We start from the raw sequence: 19,653 nt of genomic DNA on the forward strand, positions 1-19,653 counted from the left end.
AGCGAACCATGGCCAAGACGACCCTGTTCCAATCAAATCGCACCCAGGCGGTCAGACTGCCCAAGGACGTGGCCTTCCCCGAGGGCGTGCGCGCCGTCACCATTCTGCGTGAAGGAAACCGACGCATCATCGTGCCGGCCGACGCCGTTTGGGATGACTTCTTCGCGGCGCCGGGCGTTGATATTGGCGATCGTGATCAGCCGCCGCTCTCCACGCGCGAGACGTTCTAGTGTTGCGCTACCTGCTCGACACCAACCTCTGCATCCGTGTCTTGAGAGATCGCCCCGCGGAGGTGCGCGAGCGCTTCAACCTCAATGCGGACTCGCTCTGCATCTCGACGATCGTCCTGACCGAGCTCTTGCACGGTGCGGCAAAGTCGGGTCAGCCAGCACATAACCGTCAGGAGGTCGAGCGCTTCGCGGCCAGGCTCGAAACCTTGCCTTTCGATGCCGCCGCCGCCGATCACGCCGCCGACATTCGCGCTGATCTTGAACGTATCGGTCGCCCAATCGGCGGGTATGACCTGCTCATCGCCGGCCATGCGCGCTCGCGCGGATTGATCGTCGTGACCGGTAATCTGGCCGAGTTTGAGCGGGTCCAGGGCTTGCGGTGTGAAGACTGGCTGGCGGGGGACGGACACTAGGCGCCGCGCCCAAGCCCGCCTTGTGCTTTGATCGCGTCAGAACCTCGCTTCGCCGGTAAGCTAGCCTTGCCCTGGGCGAAGGCTGCCAGGACCCGCCATGCTCGGAGGCCCACGACACGCGGTTCATGCAAGCCTCAGCGCGCAAGCCGCCGCTCATCGTCGATCAGGGTCAAGCGTGTCGGCGCCCGCGTCCCCCAGGACCATAGGACGAGGTTCATATCGTCAGCCGCCGCGCCGGGCGCGAAACTTCGGACAAGCAAGCCGTGAAACCCCTTGGCGATAAGCCGTTGGCTAAACGCCTGGGTGCGCGCCATACCCGTCGCCTTCATCTCGTCCCGCCAGCCCTGGTCACCTAGAGCGCCGGCGTCCATCTCTACCGCCGCGAGCGCCGCCGCATCGCGCGTATCGAAGATCCGTTCGATCTCGGCATCGTAGGAAACAAGGGTCGTAGGTTGGAGAGCGCCCACCTGGTTGGCTTCCCTCACCGCCGTCATCACCGCCAGCGCCCCATAGAGCGCTGGCGTTCCTTTCGCATTGAACCGACCGCCATAGAGCTCGGCGCCGCGCCCCGAGAGCGGCTCGCGCGCATAGACAGGGTTGAGCGCGCGATAGAGCGGACCACGAAAACGCATTGCAGGACGGTTAGGCGTAAACGCCGGCGTCTACGGCGTCGACATAGTCCAACACCTCATCGCCACGGCCCTCGCGAACCAGTTGCATGGCGGTCTGGCCGGAAAAGCCCGCCAGGGGCTCGGAACGATACCAAGCATAGGCGATCATGGCCGAGCCGAAGCGCGGCTCGACCTTGTTGATGACCTCGACCATTTCGCGAAGCCGACGCTGGGTCCGATCCGATCGCACCCGCTCCTTGCGCTGCACGGCGTCTCGGCCCAGGCCGACGGTGCGCGCCACCTCTTCGCTTGTGGTGCGAAAGGCCTCGGCGATCTTGGACGGCGTGAAAAAGCCGGCGTCAGCATATGCCGTCAGGGCCATTGCTTCGCTCCACATCCGCGACAGATGACGGTATATAACGTCAGAAATCGTGGCAATCAAGGTTGGCCGCGCGAACCTGGACCGATGCGGATAGCGACGAGCTCCACCGGCGAAGCATCGCCCCCCTCTCCTCTTCTCTCCATCGCAAACGGCTACGGTCCGTCGATAGCCATCCGCTAGGCGTTACGGCCCGTCATCATGCTCGAGCGCATCGAGGTAGCGCTCGAGTTCGCAGCGGCGCACCAGCGTTCTTGCGCCTTCCTTCAAGACCCGGATGCGCCCCTCGGCGATCAGCTCGTAGAAGCGGCTTCGGCTGATGGCCAGCATCTCTGCGGCTTCCCTAACGCGGTAAGCCATGCGCGGTGGCGACGGGCGTTGGATCAGGCTCACGACAGGCCCTCCGGCCGATAGCCGACAGGGTCGGCGATCCAATGATTGATCGAAGACTCTCGCCACCCTGCCCCGTGCGTGCTGATGCGCACTTGTGGGGGAAACGAGCCCTCACGGATCTTCCTGTAGAGGGTCGAGCGGCTAAGGCCGGTGCGCGCAAGCACGGTCTTGAGGCGGATTATGCGGTCGGGGTCGGCCATCGTTGCAAGCTCCACAGACGGGGATCTGAAGGCATTCGATGAGCCAGAATTGGATTGCTTACCGCTGGCGGCAAGGCCTCGCGGGATCAGATCGTACTCTGGGAAACAAAGACAGGCTCTGGGCGCCTCTAGCGCAGGTGAGAACGTACCTTCGTGACGCTGGCTGCGCTTTGGCGCCGCCAATTTCGTTCTGGGTTCCGGACTAGCTGCGCTCCTCGCGCCGCCGCAGTTCGTTCTCGACGGCTTCGCGAATGAAGGCGGCAAGCTGGTGAGGACCTAGCAGCGCCTCGATACGGCGCACGGTTTCCACCGGCAACCTGACCGTCGTCTGCTTCAATCCAAGCGCGGGGCGTCCCATAGGCTCATGCCTATCGGGTGACGCATGGCCTTCCAACCCAATCACAGCAGTCATCGTCGGAAAATTGACATAACCGATATCGCTTATATATAAGCGATATCGGTTATGGAGGCAACCATGCACGTTCGGTGTTCGCGAACTGATCAGGCTGGCGATGGAGGGCATATCCAGGTCTCTCGCCGAAGCATGCTCGCCGGAGTAACGGCAGCGCCGTTGGCGCCTAGCCCAGGTTTCCCAGATCGATCCATTGAGGTCTGTAGGCGCTGGCTCGCTATCGACGCCGAACAACGCCGCCTTCAACTTGAATGGGGCACGTTGGAAGGCTGGCTGATCACCCACCGCAGTTGGTACAAACTCGCGCCCGCCGAGCAGGCCGAAATCCCCGAAGGCACGAGGCTCGCCGAGATCGACGCACGGCTCGATGTGTTGGAGGTCGAGGGAAACGCGCTCCTCAAGGCCATGCGGCCGAAGCCAGCCAAGAGCGTCGAGGCGGTCGTCGCTAACCTGTCGGTGGCGGCCCGCCTGATCTTCGTGGAAGACCATCCGCAAGCCCACGGCCTGATCACCCGCGCGGCCCGCGACCTCGCGGCCTTATCCTCTGGTGGCAAGTGACACGCCGTGTTGCCCGGCGACGCGACGGCGCGGACCGCCCCTTGGCAGCGACGTTCCGCCGTAACGCGGCCGGCTTCCACGAAGGGGCCGAGGCGATCCTGACGCGCCACCACGAAGGCGCCCGCTACTTCCTGGCCATCGCCATCGAACTGGCTCTGAAAGCGTACCTGCTCGACCGAGGGATCAGCGACGACTGGAACCGCGTCTATCTCCGGCACGATCTCGTCAAAGCGCTGCGGTTCGCGCGCCGCGCCGGCTTCACCGCCGTCCCTGCCCAACTCCCCGAACTCGCCGCGTTTCTGAGCCCCTACTACAGCGTCCACGCCATCTCAGAGATGTCGCCGGAGGCCATCGCGTCGGTCTGCTGGCCAGAGGCCTGCACGACAGTCCGCGACCTGATCTGCGCCGCTGCCGAAGCTGCCAGGCGGCATGTTTCCAGCGAGGAGGGCGCAAGGTGATGGCCCGCCCTCGCCTGCCATGGCCGCTTGTAGTCACCCAGTGGTGGCGCTGCCGACATCCTAGCCTCTGGCGCGGCCGGACCTTCGATCCGCACAAAAGCCAGCAGGTCATGTCCTACGCGGTCTTGCGCCTTCGCCGAGAAGCGCGAGACGTCTTCCTACTCAATCATATCGAGGCGCTCGACTACGCGCTGATCGCGCGCCACCTCGACCTCTCCATCGCCGATGTTCAGGCGCGCCTGGCCGACGCGCTCTGCGAGATTTCCCGCACGGTCGACTTGATCGAGCGTGTCCGTCCTCCATCCAAACTGTCCAAAGCGGAGAATCCCGATGTCCGATGACAAGGACCCCTTCGCCGTATCGCGGCGCGTCGTGATCGGCGCCGTCAGCGCCGCGCCTGTCGCTGCCGGCGCCGGAGGTGGCGCACTCGCGGACCCAGCCGTCGCCCGCTGCGCTGAGTGGATGGCGCTCGACGCGGAGATCGATCGCCTTGGCCTGCGCTGGTCGGACCTGGAGGCAATCCTCGTGCGTCAGAAGCGATGGGAGCGCATGACGCCAGAGGAGCGTGGAGAATTGTTACCCTCCGAAGAGATGGCCGCGATCGATGCGCAGCTAAAGCCGCTGTTCGAGCAACGCGAGGCGTGGCTGGAGGCTCTGCCCAAGGTTCGCGCGCGCGACATGCACGGCGTCGCCGCCAAGCTGGAAGTGGCGCTACAAGTCATGGTCCATCAGCAGGGCGACGGGTACGACCTCTTCAAGGCGACGATGGAGGAGCTGCGCACCGCGCGCTGCCCAAACTGCGGGGCGCCCGTTTGCCAACGCTAGCCGCGCCCCTCCCGGCAACCGTCTTGCCCACCCCAAGCTGCGGGCGCCAGGACCGCAACGGTCGGTGCTCGCCCTGGAGCGCTTGGAGAGCCTCTGCCGGGCGGGATGGCGCGGGTCAAGGGCGGCTTCGCCGTCGCTCCGCGAGACGTCCGAAGGGCGTCCCCTTGACGCGCGCCAGCCCGTCCGGCCCTTGTTCCACCAAGCGATCCAGGACGTCTTGTCTCCGAGCGCAGGTCAGCGGGGGCTTCAGGCCCGGGGGCCCGGCGGACAGGCCCGACCGGGCGTTCGGGTCAGCGCACGCGCTTGAAACGAACGCGATCCTTACCGGTGACGAGAAAGGCGTCATAGCCAGCGTCGCCCCAGGCCTTACGCTGCACTTGGCTGGTGTGTGGATCGGTGGTGTTGGCCCACCACTGTTGGCGGGCCGCGCTCTTGGGGAGCATCGCGCCGAGGATGCGCTCGATCTCGGCGAAGGTCAGTTCGAGTTCGTCTTGACGCTGGCGACGCAGATGACCCGACAGGGGATCGTACTTGGGCATCCCTCAACATGGCGGATTGATCCGAAGGCGTCGAATCCAGGGGCGCTAGCGTAACTGGAGAACGACCTTGAACAGCCACCGCGCAGGATCTTCTTGCGCCGCTAAGAACCTTTCCGGTTGGCGCCTCGCCGGCCAACCGCTGCGATGGAGACTTTCGTGACCGATACGCCTGAAACCCGCACGCCCAATGTCGTCGATCTCCACGTCGGCGGTCGTGTACGGATGCGCCGCAAGATGCTGGGTATCAGCCAGGAGGCGCTGGCGGGTGCGCTGGGGCTCACCTTCCAGCAGGTTCAGAAGTACGAGCGCGGCGCCAATCGCGTCAGCGCCAGCAAGCTCTATGAGATCGCCAAAACGCTTCAGGTCCCGGTGTCATACTTCTTCGATGGACTCGCCGACCCAATGACCAGCGAAGTCGATGAGGTCGGCGCCGCTGCCGAGCGCGTCGTCACCGAGTTCCTGAACACGCCCGAAGGCCTGGAACTGGCCGAGATGTTCCCGAAGATCGGCCGGGGCCGGGTCCGTCGCCAGGTCCTCGATCTCGTGCGCGCCATGGCCGAAGACGAAACCCGCGAAAAGGGCTGAGGCGAGGCTCAGCGGCCCTCTAAGGCTGAGTGGGCCTCAGCCTCGAACGCCCGCTTTCCGCCGCGCCGCCACAGGGCCAGCGTGTGGTCGCGGTCCTCGCCCTGGAGCATCATCGCCAGGGTGAGGAACGCGCCATAAAGCGCGGCGCGATCGTCGCCGGTCAGCTCGACGAGCCCGGCCTTCTGCACCAGGCCGCCCAACTCGATCAGGCGATGGGTCCGCTCGCGCCGCTGCATCACCCAAGCCCGCGTGTCGGTCCTGGCCCGCCGCGCCTCAAGCCGGTGTCGCGCCGCCGTGGTTCGCCGGGTCGCGTCATTGGTCGCCACCAGCAGCGCGCGGAGATTCTGCCTTCCCGCTGCGAAAGAATCCCACGCCCCGTTTGCGCCAGCCTTCCTTGCGGGCCGCGTCGCCAGCTTCGACCAGACCGAGCAGGCCGCCCGCCAAGGTCTCGACATCCAGCGCGTCGGCCCCGGTGGCGATCACCAATTCGCCGAGCTGTTTGATCTTCCGTTCCTTGAGCGTCCTGGCCTTTCCCTCAAGCGTCTTTAGCTCAGCATCAAAGTCCCGAGGTTTGCGCATCGCAGTCTCCATGATGGCGGGATGCGCTCAGGATAAAACAGCCGGTCTCGGAATGCTGTAAGGTCGCCGGAACACACTGGGACGGGTCGGTCCCTCCCGAGATTTTAATCTTGGAGGGCGCGCTTATACGTCGTGCCGACGTGCGCTCAGGATAGTAAGTGGTCTGTCGCCATGGCGATCTTCCACTTCTCCGTCAAAGTCATCAGCCGCGCCACCGGGGCCAGCGCCGTGGCCTCGGCCGCCTATCGCTCCGCCTCGCGGCTGCATGATGAGCGGCTCGATCGCGACCACGACTTCACCAACAAGAGCGGCGTCGTCCATTCCGAGGTCATGCTGCCGGACGGCGCGCCCGAGCACTTGGCCGACCGCGCGACGCTGTGGAATGCGGTCGAGGCCGGAGAGAAGCGCAAGGACGCCCAGCTCTCGCGCGAGGTCGAGTTCGCCATCCCGCGCGAGATGGACCAGGCCCAAGGGATCGAACTTGCCCGCGACTTCGTCCAGCGCGAAATGGTCGATCGCGGCATGGTCGCCGATCTCAATGTGCATTGGGACATTGGCCCCGATGGTCTGGCCAAGCCCCACGCCCACGTCATGCTGACTATGCGCGAGGTTGGGCGCGAGGTCGGCGAAGACGGCTTCGGCGCCAAGGTGCGGGATTGGAACCGCACAGAACTGGTCGAGCACTGGCGCGAGGCCTGGGCCGATCACGTCAACGAACGGCTGGCCCAGCTCGACATCGACGCACGGATCGACTGCCGCAGCCTGGACGCCCAGGGCATCGACCTTGAGCCGCAGCACAAGATCGGCCCGGCCGCCGGGCGCAGGGCCGACGAAGGCCTGGAGGCCGATCGGCTCGACGAGCACCACGAGATCGCGCGCGCCAATGGCGAGCGGATCATCGCCGATCCGCGCATCGCCCTGGACGCCATCACCAAGAGCCAAGCGACTTTCACCCGCCGCGACCTGGCGATGTTCATTCACCGCCACTCGGATGGAAAGGAGCAGTTCGACCGGGCCATGGGCGCGGTGCAGGCCTCGCCCGAACTCGTCGCCCTGGGCCAGGACGGACGCGGGCAGGACCGCTTCACCAGCCGCGAGATGATCGCGGTCGAGGATCGTCTGCATCGCGCCAGCGAGTTGATGGCCGAGCGTCGGGCGCACCGCGTCAGCGAGCTGGATCAGCGCCGCGCCCTGGCGCGGGCCGAGCAGCGCGGTCTCGTCCTGTCCGGCGAGCAGAAGGCGGCATTCGAGCACGTCACCGCGACCCGCGATCTGGGCGTGGTGGTCGGCTATGCCGGCACGGGCAAGTCGGCGCTGCTAGGCGTGGCGCGGGAGGCGTGGGAGGACGCCGGCTATCGCGTCCAGGGCCTGGCCTTGTCGGGCATCGCCGCCGAGAACCTGGAGGGTGGATCGGGCATCGCGTCTCGCACCATCGCCAGCCTGGAGCATCAGTGGGCCCAAGGGCGCGAACTGCTGGACGCGCGCGACGTGCTGGTGATCGACGAGGCCGGCATGATCGGTTCGCGGCAGATGGAGCGACTGTTGTCGGCCGCCGAGAGGGCCGGGGCCAAGGTTGTGCTGGTCGGCGATCCCGAGCAGCTTCAGGCCATCGAGGCCGGGGCGGCGTTCCGGTCTATCGCCGAGCGCCATTCGCACGTCGAGATCACTCAGGTTCGCCGGCAGCATGAGGAGTGGCAGCGCGACGCCACGCGGCAGTTGGCCACCGGTCGGACGGGCGAGGCGCTGGCGTCCTACGAGGCGCGCGGCATGGTCCATGCCGCCGAGACCCGCGACCAGGCGCGCGAGGATCTGGTCGAGCGTTGGGATCGGGATCGGATCGCCGAGCCGGGCAAGAGCCGGATCATCCTCACACACACCAATGACGAAGTGCGCGATCTCAATCTGACGGCGCGCGATCGGCTGCGCAGGGCCGGCGCCCTGGGCGAGGACGTGAAGGTCCAGGCCGAGCGCGGCGAGCGCGCGTTCGCGGCCGGCGACCGGCTGATGTTCCTGAAGAACGATCGCGGGCTGGGCGTGAAGAACGGCATGCTCGGCGAGGTCGAGCAGGTCTCGCCGAGTCAGATGACCGTGCGGCTCGACGCCGGGCGTCCAGACGCGGGGCGCTCGGTCACCTTCGACCTGAAGGACTACGCCCAGGTCGATCATGGCTATGCGGCCACCATTCACAAGAGCCAGGGCGTCACCGTCGATCGCGCGCATGTGCTGGCGACGCCGGGGATGGATCGTCACGGCGCCTATGTCGCCCTCTCGCGCCACCGAGACAGCGTGCAGCTCCACTTTGGCCGGGACGAGTTCGAGGATCTGGGCAAGCTGACCCGCGTGCTGTCGCGCGAGCGGGCCAAGGACATGGCCAGCGACTTCGCTGAGCGACGCGACATTCATGTGCCGACGTCGATGCGGCCCAAGGAGCCGCCGGAGCGCAAGCGCGGGATGTTCGCCGGGTTCAGGCCGAGCAGTCCGGCGCGTCAGCCGGCGGGGCCAGCCCGGGAGGTCGGTCAGTTCGACCAGAACCGGGCGATCGAACGCCATGCGCGCGCCGCAGGCGACGTCATGCGCATGAACGACCGCGGCTTGCCGGCGCTCGCGCATCAGCGGCAAGCGCTGGAGCAGGCGCGCGAGGCAATGGGAAAGATCGGCCCGCACGCGGCCAAGGCTCTGGAGCGGGCCTATGTCCGCGACCCGGCCTTGGCCGGCGAGACCGCTTCGGGCCGTACGCAAAGGGCGATCCGGGTCCTGCAGCTTGAAGCCGAGGTCCGCGCCGACCCGCGCTTGCGCGCCGATCGGTTCGTCGAGCGTTGGCAGGGCCTGGAGCGTCAACGCTCGGCGCTGCATCGCGCGGGCGACATGACCGGGGCCGGCCAGGTCAAGGAGCGTATGGGCGCCATGGCCAAGAGCCTGGAGCGCGATCCGCAGATGGAGTCGCTCCTGCGCGACCGCAGGCCTGAGCTTGGGCTGCCTTCCGAGATAGGGCGCACCGTGGGTCAGGGCTTGTCGCAATACCTGGGCCTCGGCCAAGGCCGTGGGCTTGGCTTGTAGGAGACGGCGATGGATCAGGATGTCGAACCGGAAGAACGGGCCGATCCGGCGGTCGCAGCGTTCGAGGCGCTTCGGCGTGAGGTGGCGTTGCTCAACGTCGCCATCGCAGGTCTGGCGGCCGAGCGGGCGGCGGCGCCCGACTACAATGAAACCCTCGGCGAAATTGCCAAAGGCGTGTCGTTGGCAGTCGGGCGGCTCGGGAAGATATTGGTCAGCCCGGCCTTGGCGATGAGCCCTGCCGAAGTGGCGCAAAGGATCGCGGCGGCGGGCGAAGCGGCTCGATGGCAGGACCGGGCGGCTTTGCACCAGGCGCAGGAGCGCTTTGCCCGCGCGACGAACGATCTTGAGCGTTGGATCGATGGCGCGCGCCTGGCGACCAATCAGAACCGGCGCCTGGGTCAGATAGCTTGCGCCGGGATTGTCACGGGCCTGCTTCTTGGCGCTTGGCTGCCTGGCGCGGTGGCTCGGGTCGCGCCGGAACGGTGGGCCTGGCCCGAAAAAATGGCGGCGCATGTTCTCCGCATGGCGCCTTGGCCAGCCGGCGAGCGCATGCTGGCGGTCGCGGACCCGATGCGCTGGCAAGCGATGGTCGCCGCCAAGACCAACGATCGCGCCGAAGAGCGTTGCGCGCCTAGGCTCGGTTCGCGCGGAGCCGAGAACCGGAGACATCGCTGAGCCGGGGCCACCCCGCGACACCGAGGACCAAAAGCCTGCAATTAGGCGGGTTGACAACGATGACGATAAGTAGCAATTATGGGGTGCGCATGATCAGTCCACTCTGGTGGGGCGCTGAGCAACCGATCGAGCTCGGCATCCCTTGCCCACGAAACGATCGCGCGAAATTCTGAGTTGCGGCCCCGCCGACGCTCCTGTATCGAACGCCCTCCCCCGCCGACGTGATTTGCGTCGTCGACCCGGATGGCCCGGTGGCGGAGTGGTTACGCAGCGGACTGCAAATCCGTGCACCCCGGTTCGATTCCGGGCCGGGCCTCCAAATATCTCACGAATACTTTTGATTACAGTATTCACCAAGATGCGCCTGCGGCTCGCCAACCAGCGTTAGTCCCCTTTCAAGGCTGTTACTCGGCCTATCCTGAAGCGCCTTCATCGAGGCCTGGAGCCAGGCAAGCGGGATCGATCGACGGGCGACGCGAACGGCGCTTGCGCACCGCCAGGCCCTCCTCGCGATAGAGCCGGTAGATCCGGTTCTTGCCCGAAGGCTCGCCCTCCCGCCGCAACAGCACGAACAGCCGCCGAAAGCCGAACCGCCGACGCTCGGCGGCCAGGCCGCGCAGACGCTCACGCAGTTCGGTGTCGGGCGCGCGCCGGGACCGGTAGCGGACCATTTTGCGATCGGCCTGAACCACGACGCAGGCCCGCCGCTGGCTCATCCCCAGGGCGCTCCGGAGATGGGCCACGCCCTCGCGCCGGGCGGCGGGCCCTACCATTTTTTTGACAGCAGCTCCTGCAGCGCCGCCTTGTCCAGCATGGCGTCGGCCAGCAGCCGCTTGAGCTTGGCGTTCTCGTCCTCCAGCGTCCGCAGCCGCTGGGCCTCCGACACGCTCATCCCGCCGAACTTGGCCCTCCACGCGTAGATCGTGCCTTCCGAAACCCCATGCTTGCGGGCCAGCTCGCCCGCCTTGACCCCAGCGTCGTTCTCCCGAAGGATCCCGATGATCTGCTCTTCGGTAAATCTCGCTCGCTTCATGTCCGTCCTCTCAAGGTTCGGACTCTAGCGCCGCGTGGAGGAAATTCTCAGGGGCAGGTCACTAGGTACCTTCGTCTTCTCGCCCCGCTCCGGAAGCACCTTCAGAAGCCCATGGACTGGCCACCCTGGCGATAACGATGGCCTTCGGTGACGAATCGAGATGTCGCTGGAGGGCATTTTAGGCAAATTTCACAAACTGACGCGCGCGACGAATAAAGTTCTCGAATATACTGGCGCGATCGAATACACGACCCCAGAGATCAATATCTCCTACACAGTGAAGAGACGATGACTATAGCGATCAACGACGTAACCAACTCGGTTCAATCGTTCGCGGGCGAACGCATCCTGATCACTGGCGCGTCCGGCTTCATCGGCACGCACTTGGCGCGACGCCTACAGGGTGCGGACGCGGAATTGATCTGCCTGGACTTGAAGCCGCCGCGCGAGACCCTGGCGAATGCGGAGTATATCCTGGGTGACGTGCGAAATTTGTCCGCAGTCGACCTTCCCAGTGTGCACCGCATCTTCAATCTGGCTGCGATCCACACGACCCCAGGTCACCCGGATCACGAATATTACGATACCAACGTCAACGGGGCCCTGGAAGTCACCCGGCTCGCCAATCGCCAAGGCGTCGAGCACGTGACGTTCACGAGCTCCATTTCGATCTATGGCCCCTCGGAAGAGCGGAAAACCGAAACCAGCACGCCGGCCCCGGTTTCGGCCTACGGCAAATCGAAGCTCATGGCCGAGAAGATCCACCGCGATTGGCAGGAAGCCGCTTCCGGCCGGAAGCTGACCGTCATTCGCCCGGCGGTCGTGTTCGGCCCCGGCGAAGGCGGCAACTTCGCGCGCATGGCGTCTCTGCTGAAGCGCGGCTTCTTTGTCTTCCCCGGCCGCCGCGATACGATCAAGTCCTGTATCTATGTCGAAGACCTGATCGAAATGATGCTAGTGGCCGGCGCCAATTCGGACATGGTGACGACGCTGAACGGCAGCTATCCGGAATGCCCCACGCTGGAAGACATCGTCCTGACTTTACAGGGCCGATACTTCCCGAAGGCCAAGTTGATCGATGCCCCCCTCGGCGTCGTGATGAGCGCCGCCAAGACGCTGTCGGCCCTTAACGGATTCGGCGTCGGCATCCATCCCGACCGGGTGACCAAGCTGGTCCGCTCCACCCATGTCTATCCGGAGTGGGCGGCGAGCCGGAATCTGTTCGCCAAGCAGGCCTTCGTCTCAGGCATCGAGCGCTGGGCCGACGCCACGCATAGGTCGTTTGTCTAGAGCGTTTTGATCCAATCGAAACGATCGGGGTCAACTGAATCTCAGGTAAAGCATTCGGAGCAGTTCACCGTCATTTGAATCGGTGAATGCTCTGGAGCGCCGTGAGGGATGGGAAAGCGCCTCAAGCCTCCGCCTCAACCCGATAAAGGGTTGCGTAAAATCTGACTTCGTCAAAGTCCTTGCTCGCGCCAGTCGGCCCCGCTGCGAAATCGATCGCCTGGCCAGCCTGCGCCTCGAACGTGTGATCGAAGCCGATGGTCTCGCCGATCAGCGTCCTTTCAGAGAGAATCTTACCATCTTGCGCCACCGAGACATGGGTGCCGTCGCCTTTTGGCCCACGCGACCATTGACCGATCACCCGGCACCTAGCGTTCTCTGCGAAAGTATATCGCCGCGTGACCACTACTGGCGTCCGCCCAACAAAAGAAGGGTGCAGGGAGTCGTTGGAGATTTTGGAGAATGCGGCCAGCCGATCCGTCCACACGGTCGGATCCTCGGTCGCCAGCGTCAGCTCCCGTTCCGCCTTGCCGGAAACAGAGAGATATCGCCACCCAGCGTGACCTTGGATCGTCGAGAAGCCTTCATAAGCATCCGAGATCACCGCCGCGCCAGGCAGTTGCTCTGTAATCTCCCCCCCGAAGATGGCAATGGGGTCCTGGCCGATCACGTAGGATTCGCGCGGAGGCAGCGCGTCTCCCGTCGCCCCGACGACCCGGTCGGCCTGCCGTACTAGGATTGTCGTCTGCCCCCATTGCGACCACACGATCACGAAAGGCCCCACCTTGGGCGAGACGAACTTCAGGGCATAGGTCTTGGGCTGCAGGGAAGCGCTGCCAACTGGCTGGGCGTCGTCGAGAAGTGGTAGCCAGTATCTCCAGGCCCTGCCCGCGCTCGTTACAGCCCCCTCCGTGTCAAGCAGTCCGCTGGAGAATGTGGCGTTCGACTGAGCCAGATAATAGGAGGCGTGATCAAGAGGCGCCGCACGGCAAACCGCCATGAGCCGCGCCACCTCCGAAGCCGTTTTAACATTGCCAAACTCGGTGGCCCAGACGCCAAGACGGCCATGACCCCGCTCATCCAGCCAGGACCTCAGCAGGGACAGGTTGGTCAGCAGCTTTTCAGGCGCGCCGTAAGGGTGGACCGCCACACCGTCGATCACCTCCCCCAATCCGGCGTCGAAGCACCACTCCAGGAACCCCATTGGTACGCCGACGCTGGCCCCCCCCAGGATCTTTATATGGTCATAGGCCGGGTCAGCGCGCATCGCGTCGTGTACCGATCGGGTCAGCGCCGCCAAAGGCGACGCCACGAGACGGGGGCTATAACCGCCCCCGAAGCTGCCATTCGCTTCGTTCCAAACTTCCACTGCGGCGATTAGGTCTGGATAGCGCCCGCTTTGCCTATGCGCATAGCGGTCAAGAAGCGCCATGGCGTAACGCGAAAAGCCCGCCCGCGCCGCCTCCGTCGCCGGAAAGGCGAAATCGTTGTCAGCATACGACTTGTTCGAGAACGTGAACTCGAGGATCAGCTTGGCTCCGGAACGATGGATCGTGTCCATCACCGTGTCAGCGTAACTCCAGTTATAGACACCGCGTGTCGGCTCGAACCGCGCCCAGAACACTTCATCCCGAACAAAGGTAGGTAAAAGACTGGCCGATCTCAATGCCTCGATCGACGCCACGGAGGCGCCGCTATGTCCCAGATGGGCCTGAACACCGAAGCGCCGAATGCCCGCTACGTCGGTCCGAGCAACTTTCGCTTCCACGTATCTCGGGGCCAGCACAAAAATACTGGCTAATATGGCGTCGCGACGACTTAACATGACGCTCCAACAACTAGAATGGCCGCCCAGATCGATCTTTAGATTAGATCTCGCGCGATAACATCTTGAACATGAAGGCATTCCACAATATGTGGAATTTCGCGAACTTCTTGCACTAGCAAGAATAATTCCAACGCATCGCTGCTCAAATTCCCACGTGATTGGGGCCTGATTTTGACTGACAGTGTGGCGGAATGTTACGGGGGTCGTCCAAATTGAAGATTTTGATTGCCAACATTATCTACCCGACGCCTCAACATCCGAAAATCGTTGGAGGCGCCGAACGGTCGGTTAAAAACCTTGCTGAAGCCGCTGTCGCCGCCGGCCATGAGGTCACCGTCGTTCGCGGCCTGCCGCCGGGCCTGTCGCCGCAAGTGGAACAAGTCGGGGGCGTGAAGGTGGTTTGCTGCCCAATCGAGAACCGTTACTGGCCGTTCGATGGGCAGCCGCACAGCGTCCTGGACAAGGCGCGGTGGCATCTCGCCGATGACGTCGGCCAATATACGAGCATCGTGCGCGAAGAGGTGGAGGCCTTCCGCCCGGACGTCATTCACACCAACAATCTGGCTGGACTCTCGACGGCAGTCTGGTCAATGGCCAGCACGCTGGGCATCGGAATTGTTCACACCTTGCGCGACTATTATCTACTTTGCCCGAAGAGCACCCTATTCAAGAAGCGGGACGTTTGCGGCTCTCCGTGTCTGGACTGCCGCTTGTTTACGCAGCGCCGACGCGCGCGAACTGGCCTAGTCGACGTCGTGGTCGGCAATAGTCAGAAAACCCTCGACCTGCACTTGGAACAGGGCTTGTTTCCGAACGCGGTCTGGAAAGGCGCGATCCACAACGTCTCTGAACGGGTGCTCACTACCCCGCCAGCCGCCCCCGAAACGCTCGTGCGGTTTGGTTACATTGGCCGCGTGACCATCGATAAAGGGGTCGAGGAATTGGCTGAGGCCTACGGCCAAATGCGTGGTGCGGCGCGCCTCGTGATCGCTGGCGAGGCGGACCCCGCGATACAGGCGCGCTTGCAGGCGCTCGCTGGCTCTAAGCCGATCGACTTCCTTGGCTTCGTCTCACCCGATGCTTTTTACAATCAAGTCGACGTCGTGGTCGCGCCATCGCTCTGGCACGAGCCCCTGCCGCGCTCGATCCTGGAAGCCTTCGCCTATGGGCGTCCGGCGCTCGGCTCGACGCGCGGCGGGATACCAGAAGCGCTCGGAACCGGCGGCTGGCTGTTCGATCCCAGCGACACCACCTCGCTACTTCACATGCTGGAGCATCTGAGCAGCTCGTTGGATGAAGTTCGCAAAAAAGCTCTGATAGCCGCTGATCTGGCCAACCGGTTCCGCCCCACCGAAGTCATTGAGAAATATCTCAATGTCTATGAGCGCGCGCGAGACAATCGCGCCGAGAACCGCGCCTAACACGCACCTCCGCCTTCAGGTCCCCATGTCCAAGCTGTTTACTCTCGCGGCATACTTCTATCAGAGCATCGCCGGCTTGGTGCTGGTCCTGTGCGTCAGCCGTATCGTGTCGGCAAGTGAATACAGCCAGTATTCGCTGGCTGTAGCGACTAGCCAGGCGATGGCCATCGCCGCCTTCGAATGGGTGAGACTGGCGGCGACGCGTTTCTACCCTGCCGAAACCGACGCGGCGACCCGACGCAAACTGGCTTCGGTGTGGGCGGCGTTCGTCGGCGGCGTGGCCCTTCTCCTGACGATCACGCTCTTCGTCGGCGTGATCCAGCGCCGTCCGATCGAAGCCGCGTTGATCTTCGTTGTCGCGCTGCTGCAAGGTGGAACGGACCTGCAGCTGACCCTGGCCCGCTTCCGCGGCCAGCTCTTGCTGTTCTCTCAGTTGCAGTGCGCGCGCGCGACCTTGCTGATCATCGGAACGCTGGCCGGGGCCACACTCAGCGGCCAGGCCCAGGGAGGCCTTCTTGGCCTCGCGGCGGCTTACGTCACGACCGCGCTACTATTTGGATTTGTGGATACCAAGTCTCTCAAGGTGAACCTAGCAGAGGCCAATCGCGAGGATCTCGCCGCCTTCTTGCGTTACGGCGCGACCGCCTCCGGCGCATCCACCATTCATCTGATCGTGCCGCTGGTCCTGCGGTGGGGCGCAGCACGTGTCATAGGTCTGACGGATTTCGCGGGCTTCGCCCTAGCGATGGATCTCATGCAGAAGCCTTTCGCCACCCTCATTACAGCCCTGCAGGGCATCGTCTATCCGCCAGTCGTGGCCGAACACCGCACGACGCCGGACGGTTCGCGGCCGTCTCTGACCAAGCTCTATCAGATCCATATCGTCGCGACCCTGCTCACGTTAGGCGGCTGCCTCGCGTTCATTCCCGAATTCGGCCAGTTGTTCGCGCCGGCCAGTTTCCGCGCCATCTTTCTGCAGGCCGCGCCCTGGGCGACGATCCTTTTCGCATTCCATGCCTTGCTGCAGAACACGGTCGGGGTGGCCGCTCATCTACTGCGGCGCGCAAACCGCCTGGTCATCAATGCAACGGTGGAATTGTTCACCGTTAGCGCCGGTGCCGCGGGTGCCACGATGCTCTTTGGACCCGCGCCTAGCACGATCTTCATGGGCGCCGCGATCGGAGCCGCGGTCAGCCTGATGTTCGCCGCGCCCGTTGCGACCTGGATCCCCTGCCGCCTTCCCTGGCGCAGCGCCCTTATCGCCGGCGCGGCGGTCGTCTGCATGACGGCCAGCGCGACCTTCGAAGCCTCTTCGCTGATCGCAACCGTCGCGACAAAGGCCGTGGTCGCCGGCATCGCCTGCGGTTCAGCCATGCTTCTCGCGAACGTGCTCGGAGTCAGGAGTCGGTTGGCGCGGATTTGGCGTCTATAATCATCCGTGCCGGCGCGCCCACTGCCTTGGCGTACGGCGGTACGTCCTTTAGCACCACAGCGTTCGCAGCGACCACGGCGCCGCGACCGATCCTAATGTCGCCAACCAGGACAGCGCCCGCATAAACTGTGACGTCATCTTCTAGCGTTGGGTAGGCCGCGGAAACGTGGTTGCTGCGCCCCAGCGTCACGCCTTGATAGAGGGTCACGCCAGCGCCGATGACGGCCCCCTCGCCGACGACGACGCCAACAGGATGGGGCAGACGTAGACCTGGACCTATCACGGCGCTGGGCGACAGATAGCAACCGTAGCCCTTCACGATGCTTCGCCAGAATAACATGGAAAGAAGCCAGCTCCTGCCGTGATAACGAGCGGACAGCCGGTAGAGGCAGACCACCGCGAATCCGGGATTGGCCATCCATCCCCGCAAAGCCCCGCCCCAACCTGAGCGTTGCGCATTGACTTTGAGATCCTGACGCCAAACGGCGAGCTTAGGCGTCATCTTGTTTATCCCGCTAAGTCTAAGCCAGGGCCTTAAATAGGTCGCGATACTGGTCGGCGGCGGCCTTCCAGGAGAACTCCCGCGCGCGCTCCAGGCCCGCATGGCGAAGCCCCTCTGCCAAGCTGGGCTCAGCTACGATGCGCAGCATGGCTTCGGCGATGTCACCGACCGCCTCCGGCCGAACCAATAGCGCCGCCTCGCCCGCGACTTCAGGCAGAGACGTGGTGTTGGAACAAATAACAGGACAGCCGCTCGCCATGGCCTCGAGCACCGGCAAGCCGAATCCCTCGTAGAGGCTCGGAAACACCAAGGCTTCGGCGCGATTCAGCAATGCGATTAGCAGCGCCTCCGACACGCCGCCCAGAGACAGACTGCGCGGTGCCTCATCGTCGCCCTGGTCCGCGCCGAAGACCTTCTCAGTGCTGCGGCGGCCGTAGGACACCAAGCCGACGTCTTCGGGCATGCGATCCACGACCTGTTTCCAGGCGTCGGTCACCGCTCGTGCGTTCTTGCGGCGGTCGGCTCCAGCGAAGAAGAGGAAATAGCGTTTCCAAGGAATGCCAGCGGCAGCGACCTGCTCGGCAGCGCCCTCAACTCCCGCGCGGAAGGCTGGAGAGACGCCGTTGTAGATCACTAAGACCTTCTCCTCGGCGTCAGGCACGTAGCTCAGAATTCTCCGACGAGAGAACTCCGATATCGTCACGATCGAGCGGGCCGTGCGCACAAGACGCGGTACGAGAGCCCCATAGACCTTGGCGAAACTCGGCGTGAAGTACTCGGGCACGTCCAGGAACGCAACATCGTGGACCGTTACAACCTGATTGGGGTACAGGACCGGTCCAGAGGTCGACGGGCTCCACAGTAACCGCCCCCTTGCCTTTAGGGGCAGAACGGTCTGCTCCCAGGCATGACCGCGCACGCCATTCGTAGCGGACGAGACCCGCAATAGGTCCAGCCTGTCAGCCAGCTCCTGCGCCACGCGGGCTTGGCCATTTGCGGCACCGCCCAATACGCGGGCGTTCATCACTACCGTTTTGAGGTTCATTGAGCGGCTTCCTCGACCACAGTCAGTCGCCCGCTCTCGCCGCGGCGTAGCCAACGTGCGCCAGCCCTGACGCAAGGCTCTTCGACATAGCGATTTAGCAAGACGGCCAGGATCAGGGCGGCGCACACACAAACGACTGCGAGGAGCGTTCCGATCACGAGGCTGCCAACAGGGCCGAAGCGTTCGAGATGAACGATGCGCAGCAAATTATTGCAAACCACTAGCACAAAATAATGACCCATGTAGAGCGCGAACGACAGACGGCCTAGCCAGCGCAACGGCGGTATTGTCAGGAAGCGGGCAGTTCGCGTGTTCGTCCAGACGGCCAGGCTCCAGATGGCCAGCGCGGAGAAAAGCGGCACGGCGTACTGCCAGGCGGCTACCTTTCCGAACAGGGATATGGTCAGGGCGCAGGCCGTCAGAGCGCTCAGTTGCAGAAGATTGGCCTTCCAGCCTGACCAGGACGCGCGTCCTTGCATGGCGCGCCAGCCGAGATAGGTCAGAACCCCGATAAAGAATCCCAGCAGGCAGCGGAACACGCCGAAGTCCACGTCGACATGTAGACCACGTCCGGGCGCGAAATACATCAGGACCGAAACGGACAGAACGATCGCCATGGCGGATAGCAAGGTCAGCGCCTTGGCTCTCCCAGCTGCGACGGCCGCAACGATAGCAAATACGATATAGATGGCGAACTCTACGCTGATGCTCCAACTGGGCACGTTCCAAGTCAAAACATCGTAGGTATGAAGGCTATGAATCAGCAGAATGTTGGTCGTGAAAGTCTCGAGATTATTGATAGAGAATGGCACGACATCTCCGCGCACGCCAGCGTAGCGGTAGGCCGCCCACTTGGCGACCTCCAAAGCCACAAACGCGAGCAACATGACAATGTGCAAAGGATAGATGCGCGCCAATCTTTTGAACAAGAAGCGACCGACATCTGACGGGTTAGCGCTGATCTTCTCCGCGTACGTGTAGGCGATCACGAATCCGGATAGTACGAAGAACAAATCAACGAATAGCCAGGCATTGCTTATGATGCCCAGACTGTCGAAGATGTTGACCCACTGGACATGGAATAGGCAGACCGAAATCGCGGCGACGCCGCGCAGAGCATCCAAAGCCTCGAAGCGACCCGCTTTACTGACTCTCGGCACGGCAAGGTCAGACGACATACGCGCCTCCCGA

General features: G+C 63.9%; 24 protein-coding genes, 1 tRNA gene and 2 pseudogenes. 14 read left to right on the plus strand and 13 right to left on the minus strand.

All coding sequences use genetic code 11. The annotated features are described in order from the left end of the window. Window positions 1–8 precede the first annotated feature (8 nt). Together vapB and vapC are read left to right on the plus strand one after the other, a co-directional pair. Window positions 9–230 (plus strand): type II toxin-antitoxin system VapB family antitoxin, encoded by a 222-nt coding sequence (vapB, locus tag EIK80_RS22585; RefSeq protein ID WP_125159267.1) that lies wholly within the window; start codon window positions 9–11, stop codon window positions 228–230. After that, window positions 230–643 (plus strand): tRNA(fMet)-specific endonuclease VapC, encoded by a 414-nt coding sequence (vapC, locus tag EIK80_RS22590; RefSeq protein ID WP_125159268.1) that lies wholly within the window; start codon window positions 230–232, stop codon window positions 641–643. The genes vapB and vapC overlap by 1 nt, the downstream gene beginning before the upstream one ends. 134 nt (window positions 644–777) lie before the next feature. Here vapC and EIK80_RS22595 read toward each other — a convergent pair whose 3' ends face one another. The 5 genes from EIK80_RS22595 to EIK80_RS26475 all read right to left on the minus strand — a co-directional run bounded on the left by EIK80_RS22595 (window position 778) and on the right by EIK80_RS26475 (window position 2,749). Continuing rightward, window positions 778–1,275 carry an RES family NAD+ phosphorylase gene (locus tag EIK80_RS22595; RefSeq protein WP_125159269.1) on the minus strand — a complete coding sequence of 166 codons (498 nt, stop codon included), beginning with the start codon at window positions 1,273–1,275 and terminating at the stop codon, window positions 778–780. A gap of 10 nt (window positions 1,276–1,285) precedes the next feature. After that, window positions 1,286–1,636: an antitoxin Xre/MbcA/ParS toxin-binding domain-containing protein gene (locus tag EIK80_RS22600; RefSeq protein WP_125159270.1), complete on the minus strand. Its 351-nt coding sequence runs from the start codon at window positions 1,634–1,636 to the stop codon at window positions 1,286–1,288. Window positions 1,637–1,819: 183 nt separating this feature from the next. Further along, window positions 1,820–2,026 (minus strand): helix-turn-helix domain-containing protein, encoded by a 207-nt coding sequence (locus tag EIK80_RS22605; protein WP_199743597.1) that lies wholly within the window; start codon window positions 2,024–2,026, stop codon window positions 1,820–1,822. Next, the gene (locus EIK80_RS22610; RefSeq protein ID WP_125159271.1) at window positions 2,023–2,226 is read right to left on the minus strand and encodes an AlpA family transcriptional regulator; all 204 of its coding nucleotides are present in this window, start codon (window positions 2,224–2,226) and stop codon (window positions 2,023–2,025) included. Before EIK80_RS22610 ends, EIK80_RS22605 begins: the two co-directional genes overlap by 4 nt. A 202-nt stretch (window positions 2,227–2,428) precedes the next feature. Beyond that, window positions 2,429–2,749, minus strand: a complete 321-nt coding sequence (locus tag EIK80_RS26475; RefSeq protein WP_199743599.1) for a hypothetical protein — start codon at window positions 2,747–2,749, stop codon at window positions 2,429–2,431. A gap of 150 nt (window positions 2,750–2,899) precedes the next feature. Here EIK80_RS26475 and EIK80_RS26760 point away from each other — a divergent pair, with 150 nt between their 5' ends. The 4 genes from EIK80_RS26760 to EIK80_RS22630 all read left to right on the plus strand — a co-directional run bounded on the left by EIK80_RS26760 (window position 2,900) and on the right by EIK80_RS22630 (window position 4,479). Then, window positions 2,900–3,196 carry a hypothetical protein gene (locus EIK80_RS26760; protein WP_233586915.1) on the plus strand — a complete coding sequence of 99 codons (297 nt, stop codon included), beginning with the start codon at window positions 2,900–2,902 and terminating at the stop codon, window positions 3,194–3,196. A 41-nt stretch (window positions 3,197–3,237) separates the two neighbouring features. After that, window positions 3,238–3,654, plus strand: a complete 417-nt coding sequence (locus EIK80_RS22620; RefSeq protein WP_233586916.1) for a hypothetical protein — start codon at window positions 3,238–3,240, stop codon at window positions 3,652–3,654. A 110-nt stretch (window positions 3,655–3,764) separates the two neighbouring features. Continuing rightward, on the plus strand, window positions 3,765–3,995 hold the full coding sequence (locus tag EIK80_RS22625; RefSeq protein WP_233586917.1) for a sigma-70 region 4 domain-containing protein: 231 nt from the start codon (window positions 3,765–3,767) through the stop codon (window positions 3,993–3,995). After that, the gene (locus EIK80_RS22630) at window positions 3,985–4,479 is read left to right on the plus strand and encodes a hypothetical protein (protein WP_125159275.1); all 495 of its coding nucleotides are present in this window, start codon (window positions 3,985–3,987) and stop codon (window positions 4,477–4,479) included. The genes EIK80_RS22625 and EIK80_RS22630 overlap by 11 nt, the downstream gene beginning before the upstream one ends. A 290-nt stretch (window positions 4,480–4,769) precedes the next feature. Here EIK80_RS22630 and EIK80_RS22635 read toward each other — a convergent pair whose 3' ends face one another. Further along, window positions 4,770–5,018 carry a hypothetical protein gene (locus EIK80_RS22635; RefSeq protein ID WP_125159276.1) on the minus strand — a complete coding sequence of 83 codons (249 nt, stop codon included), beginning with the start codon at window positions 5,016–5,018 and terminating at the stop codon, window positions 4,770–4,772. Between the two features lie 156 nt (window positions 5,019–5,174). Here EIK80_RS22635 and EIK80_RS22640 point away from each other — a divergent pair, with 156 nt between their 5' ends. After that, window positions 5,175–5,603, plus strand: coding sequence for a helix-turn-helix domain-containing protein (locus EIK80_RS22640; RefSeq protein ID WP_125159277.1), 429 nt, complete (start codon window positions 5,175–5,177; stop codon window positions 5,601–5,603). Between the two features lie 8 nt (window positions 5,604–5,611). Here EIK80_RS22640 and EIK80_RS22645 read toward each other — a convergent pair whose 3' ends face one another. Both EIK80_RS22645 and EIK80_RS22650 read right to left on the minus strand, forming a co-directional pair. Beyond that, window positions 5,612–5,929 carry a conjugal transfer protein TraD gene (locus EIK80_RS22645; RefSeq protein WP_233586918.1) on the minus strand — a complete coding sequence of 106 codons (318 nt, stop codon included), beginning with the start codon at window positions 5,927–5,929 and terminating at the stop codon, window positions 5,612–5,614. Next, a complete protein-coding gene (locus tag EIK80_RS22650) occupies window positions 5,916–6,182 on the minus strand; it encodes a conjugal transfer protein TraD (protein WP_125159278.1) in 267 nt (88 codons plus the stop codon). The genes EIK80_RS22645 and EIK80_RS22650 overlap by 14 nt, the downstream gene beginning before the upstream one ends. A 171-nt stretch (window positions 6,183–6,353) precedes the next feature. On the opposite strand from EIK80_RS22650, the gene traA reads away from it, so the two are divergent. The 3 genes from traA (at window position 6,354) to EIK80_RS22665 (ending at window position 10,233) form a co-directional block, all read left to right on the plus strand. Continuing rightward, window positions 6,354–9,239 (plus strand): Ti-type conjugative transfer relaxase TraA, encoded by a 2,886-nt coding sequence (traA, locus tag EIK80_RS22655; protein WP_125159279.1) that lies wholly within the window; start codon window positions 6,354–6,356, stop codon window positions 9,237–9,239. Between the two features lie 9 nt (window positions 9,240–9,248). Further along, window positions 9,249–9,914: a DUF6118 family protein gene (locus EIK80_RS22660; protein WP_125159280.1), complete on the plus strand. Its 666-nt coding sequence runs from the start codon at window positions 9,249–9,251 to the stop codon at window positions 9,912–9,914. 245 nt (window positions 9,915–10,159) lie between these two features. After that, window positions 10,160–10,233: transfer RNA gene (locus EIK80_RS22665), tRNA-Cys, on the plus strand. A 142-nt stretch (window positions 10,234–10,375) separates the two neighbouring features. Here the strand turns inward: EIK80_RS22665 and EIK80_RS22670 are convergent. Beyond that, window positions 10,376–10,947: pseudogene (locus EIK80_RS22670) on the minus strand (transposase); the annotation flags it as partial. Between the two features lie 288 nt (window positions 10,948–11,235). On the opposite strand from EIK80_RS22670, the gene EIK80_RS22675 reads away from it, so the two are divergent. Further along, a complete protein-coding gene (locus EIK80_RS22675) occupies window positions 11,236–12,237 on the plus strand; it encodes an NAD(P)-dependent oxidoreductase (protein ID WP_125159281.1) in 1,002 nt (333 codons plus the stop codon). Window positions 12,238–12,358: 121 nt separating this feature from the next. On the opposite strand, the gene EIK80_RS22680 is transcribed toward EIK80_RS22675, so the two are convergent. Beyond that, the gene (locus EIK80_RS22680) at window positions 12,359–14,059 is read right to left on the minus strand and encodes a hypothetical protein (protein WP_125159282.1); all 1,701 of its coding nucleotides are present in this window, start codon (window positions 14,057–14,059) and stop codon (window positions 12,359–12,361) included. 215 nt (window positions 14,060–14,274) lie between these two features. Between EIK80_RS22680 and EIK80_RS22685 the strand changes: the two genes are divergently transcribed. Continuing rightward, window positions 14,275–15,483, plus strand: coding sequence for a glycosyltransferase family 4 protein (locus tag EIK80_RS22685; protein WP_158624748.1), 1,209 nt, complete (start codon window positions 14,275–14,277; stop codon window positions 15,481–15,483). Window positions 15,484–15,508: 25 nt separating this feature from the next. Continuing rightward, window positions 15,509–16,915, plus strand: a complete 1,407-nt coding sequence (locus EIK80_RS22690; protein WP_125159284.1) for a hypothetical protein — start codon at window positions 15,509–15,511, stop codon at window positions 16,913–16,915. On the opposite strand, the gene EIK80_RS22695 is transcribed toward EIK80_RS22690, so the two are convergent. Further along, entirely contained in the window at window positions 16,881–17,417 is a 537-nt protein-coding gene (locus EIK80_RS22695; RefSeq protein ID WP_125159285.1) for a serine O-acetyltransferase, read from the minus strand. The genes EIK80_RS22690 and EIK80_RS22695 overlap by 35 nt on opposite strands. Before the next feature lie 19 nt (window positions 17,418–17,436). Then, complete coding sequence (locus EIK80_RS22700; RefSeq protein ID WP_370450255.1) at window positions 17,437–18,201, minus strand: glycosyltransferase family 4 protein; 765 nt, start codon at window positions 18,199–18,201, stop codon at window positions 17,437–17,439. A gap of 38 nt (window positions 18,202–18,239) precedes the next feature. Here EIK80_RS22700 and EIK80_RS27080 point away from each other — a divergent pair. After that, a pseudogene (locus EIK80_RS27080) lies at window positions 18,240–18,347 on the plus strand (hypothetical protein); the annotation flags it as partial. 111 nt (window positions 18,348–18,458) lie between these two features. On the opposite strand, the gene EIK80_RS22705 reads toward EIK80_RS27080, so the two are convergent. Continuing rightward, entirely contained in the window at window positions 18,459–19,640 is a 1,182-nt protein-coding gene (locus EIK80_RS22705) for an acyltransferase (protein WP_125159287.1), read from the minus strand. Window positions 19,641–19,653 lie beyond the last annotated feature (13 nt).

It is taken from the genome of Caulobacter sp. 602-1 (assembly GCF_003931565.1).
GTDB lineage: Bacteria > Pseudomonadota > Alphaproteobacteria > Caulobacterales > Caulobacteraceae > Caulobacter.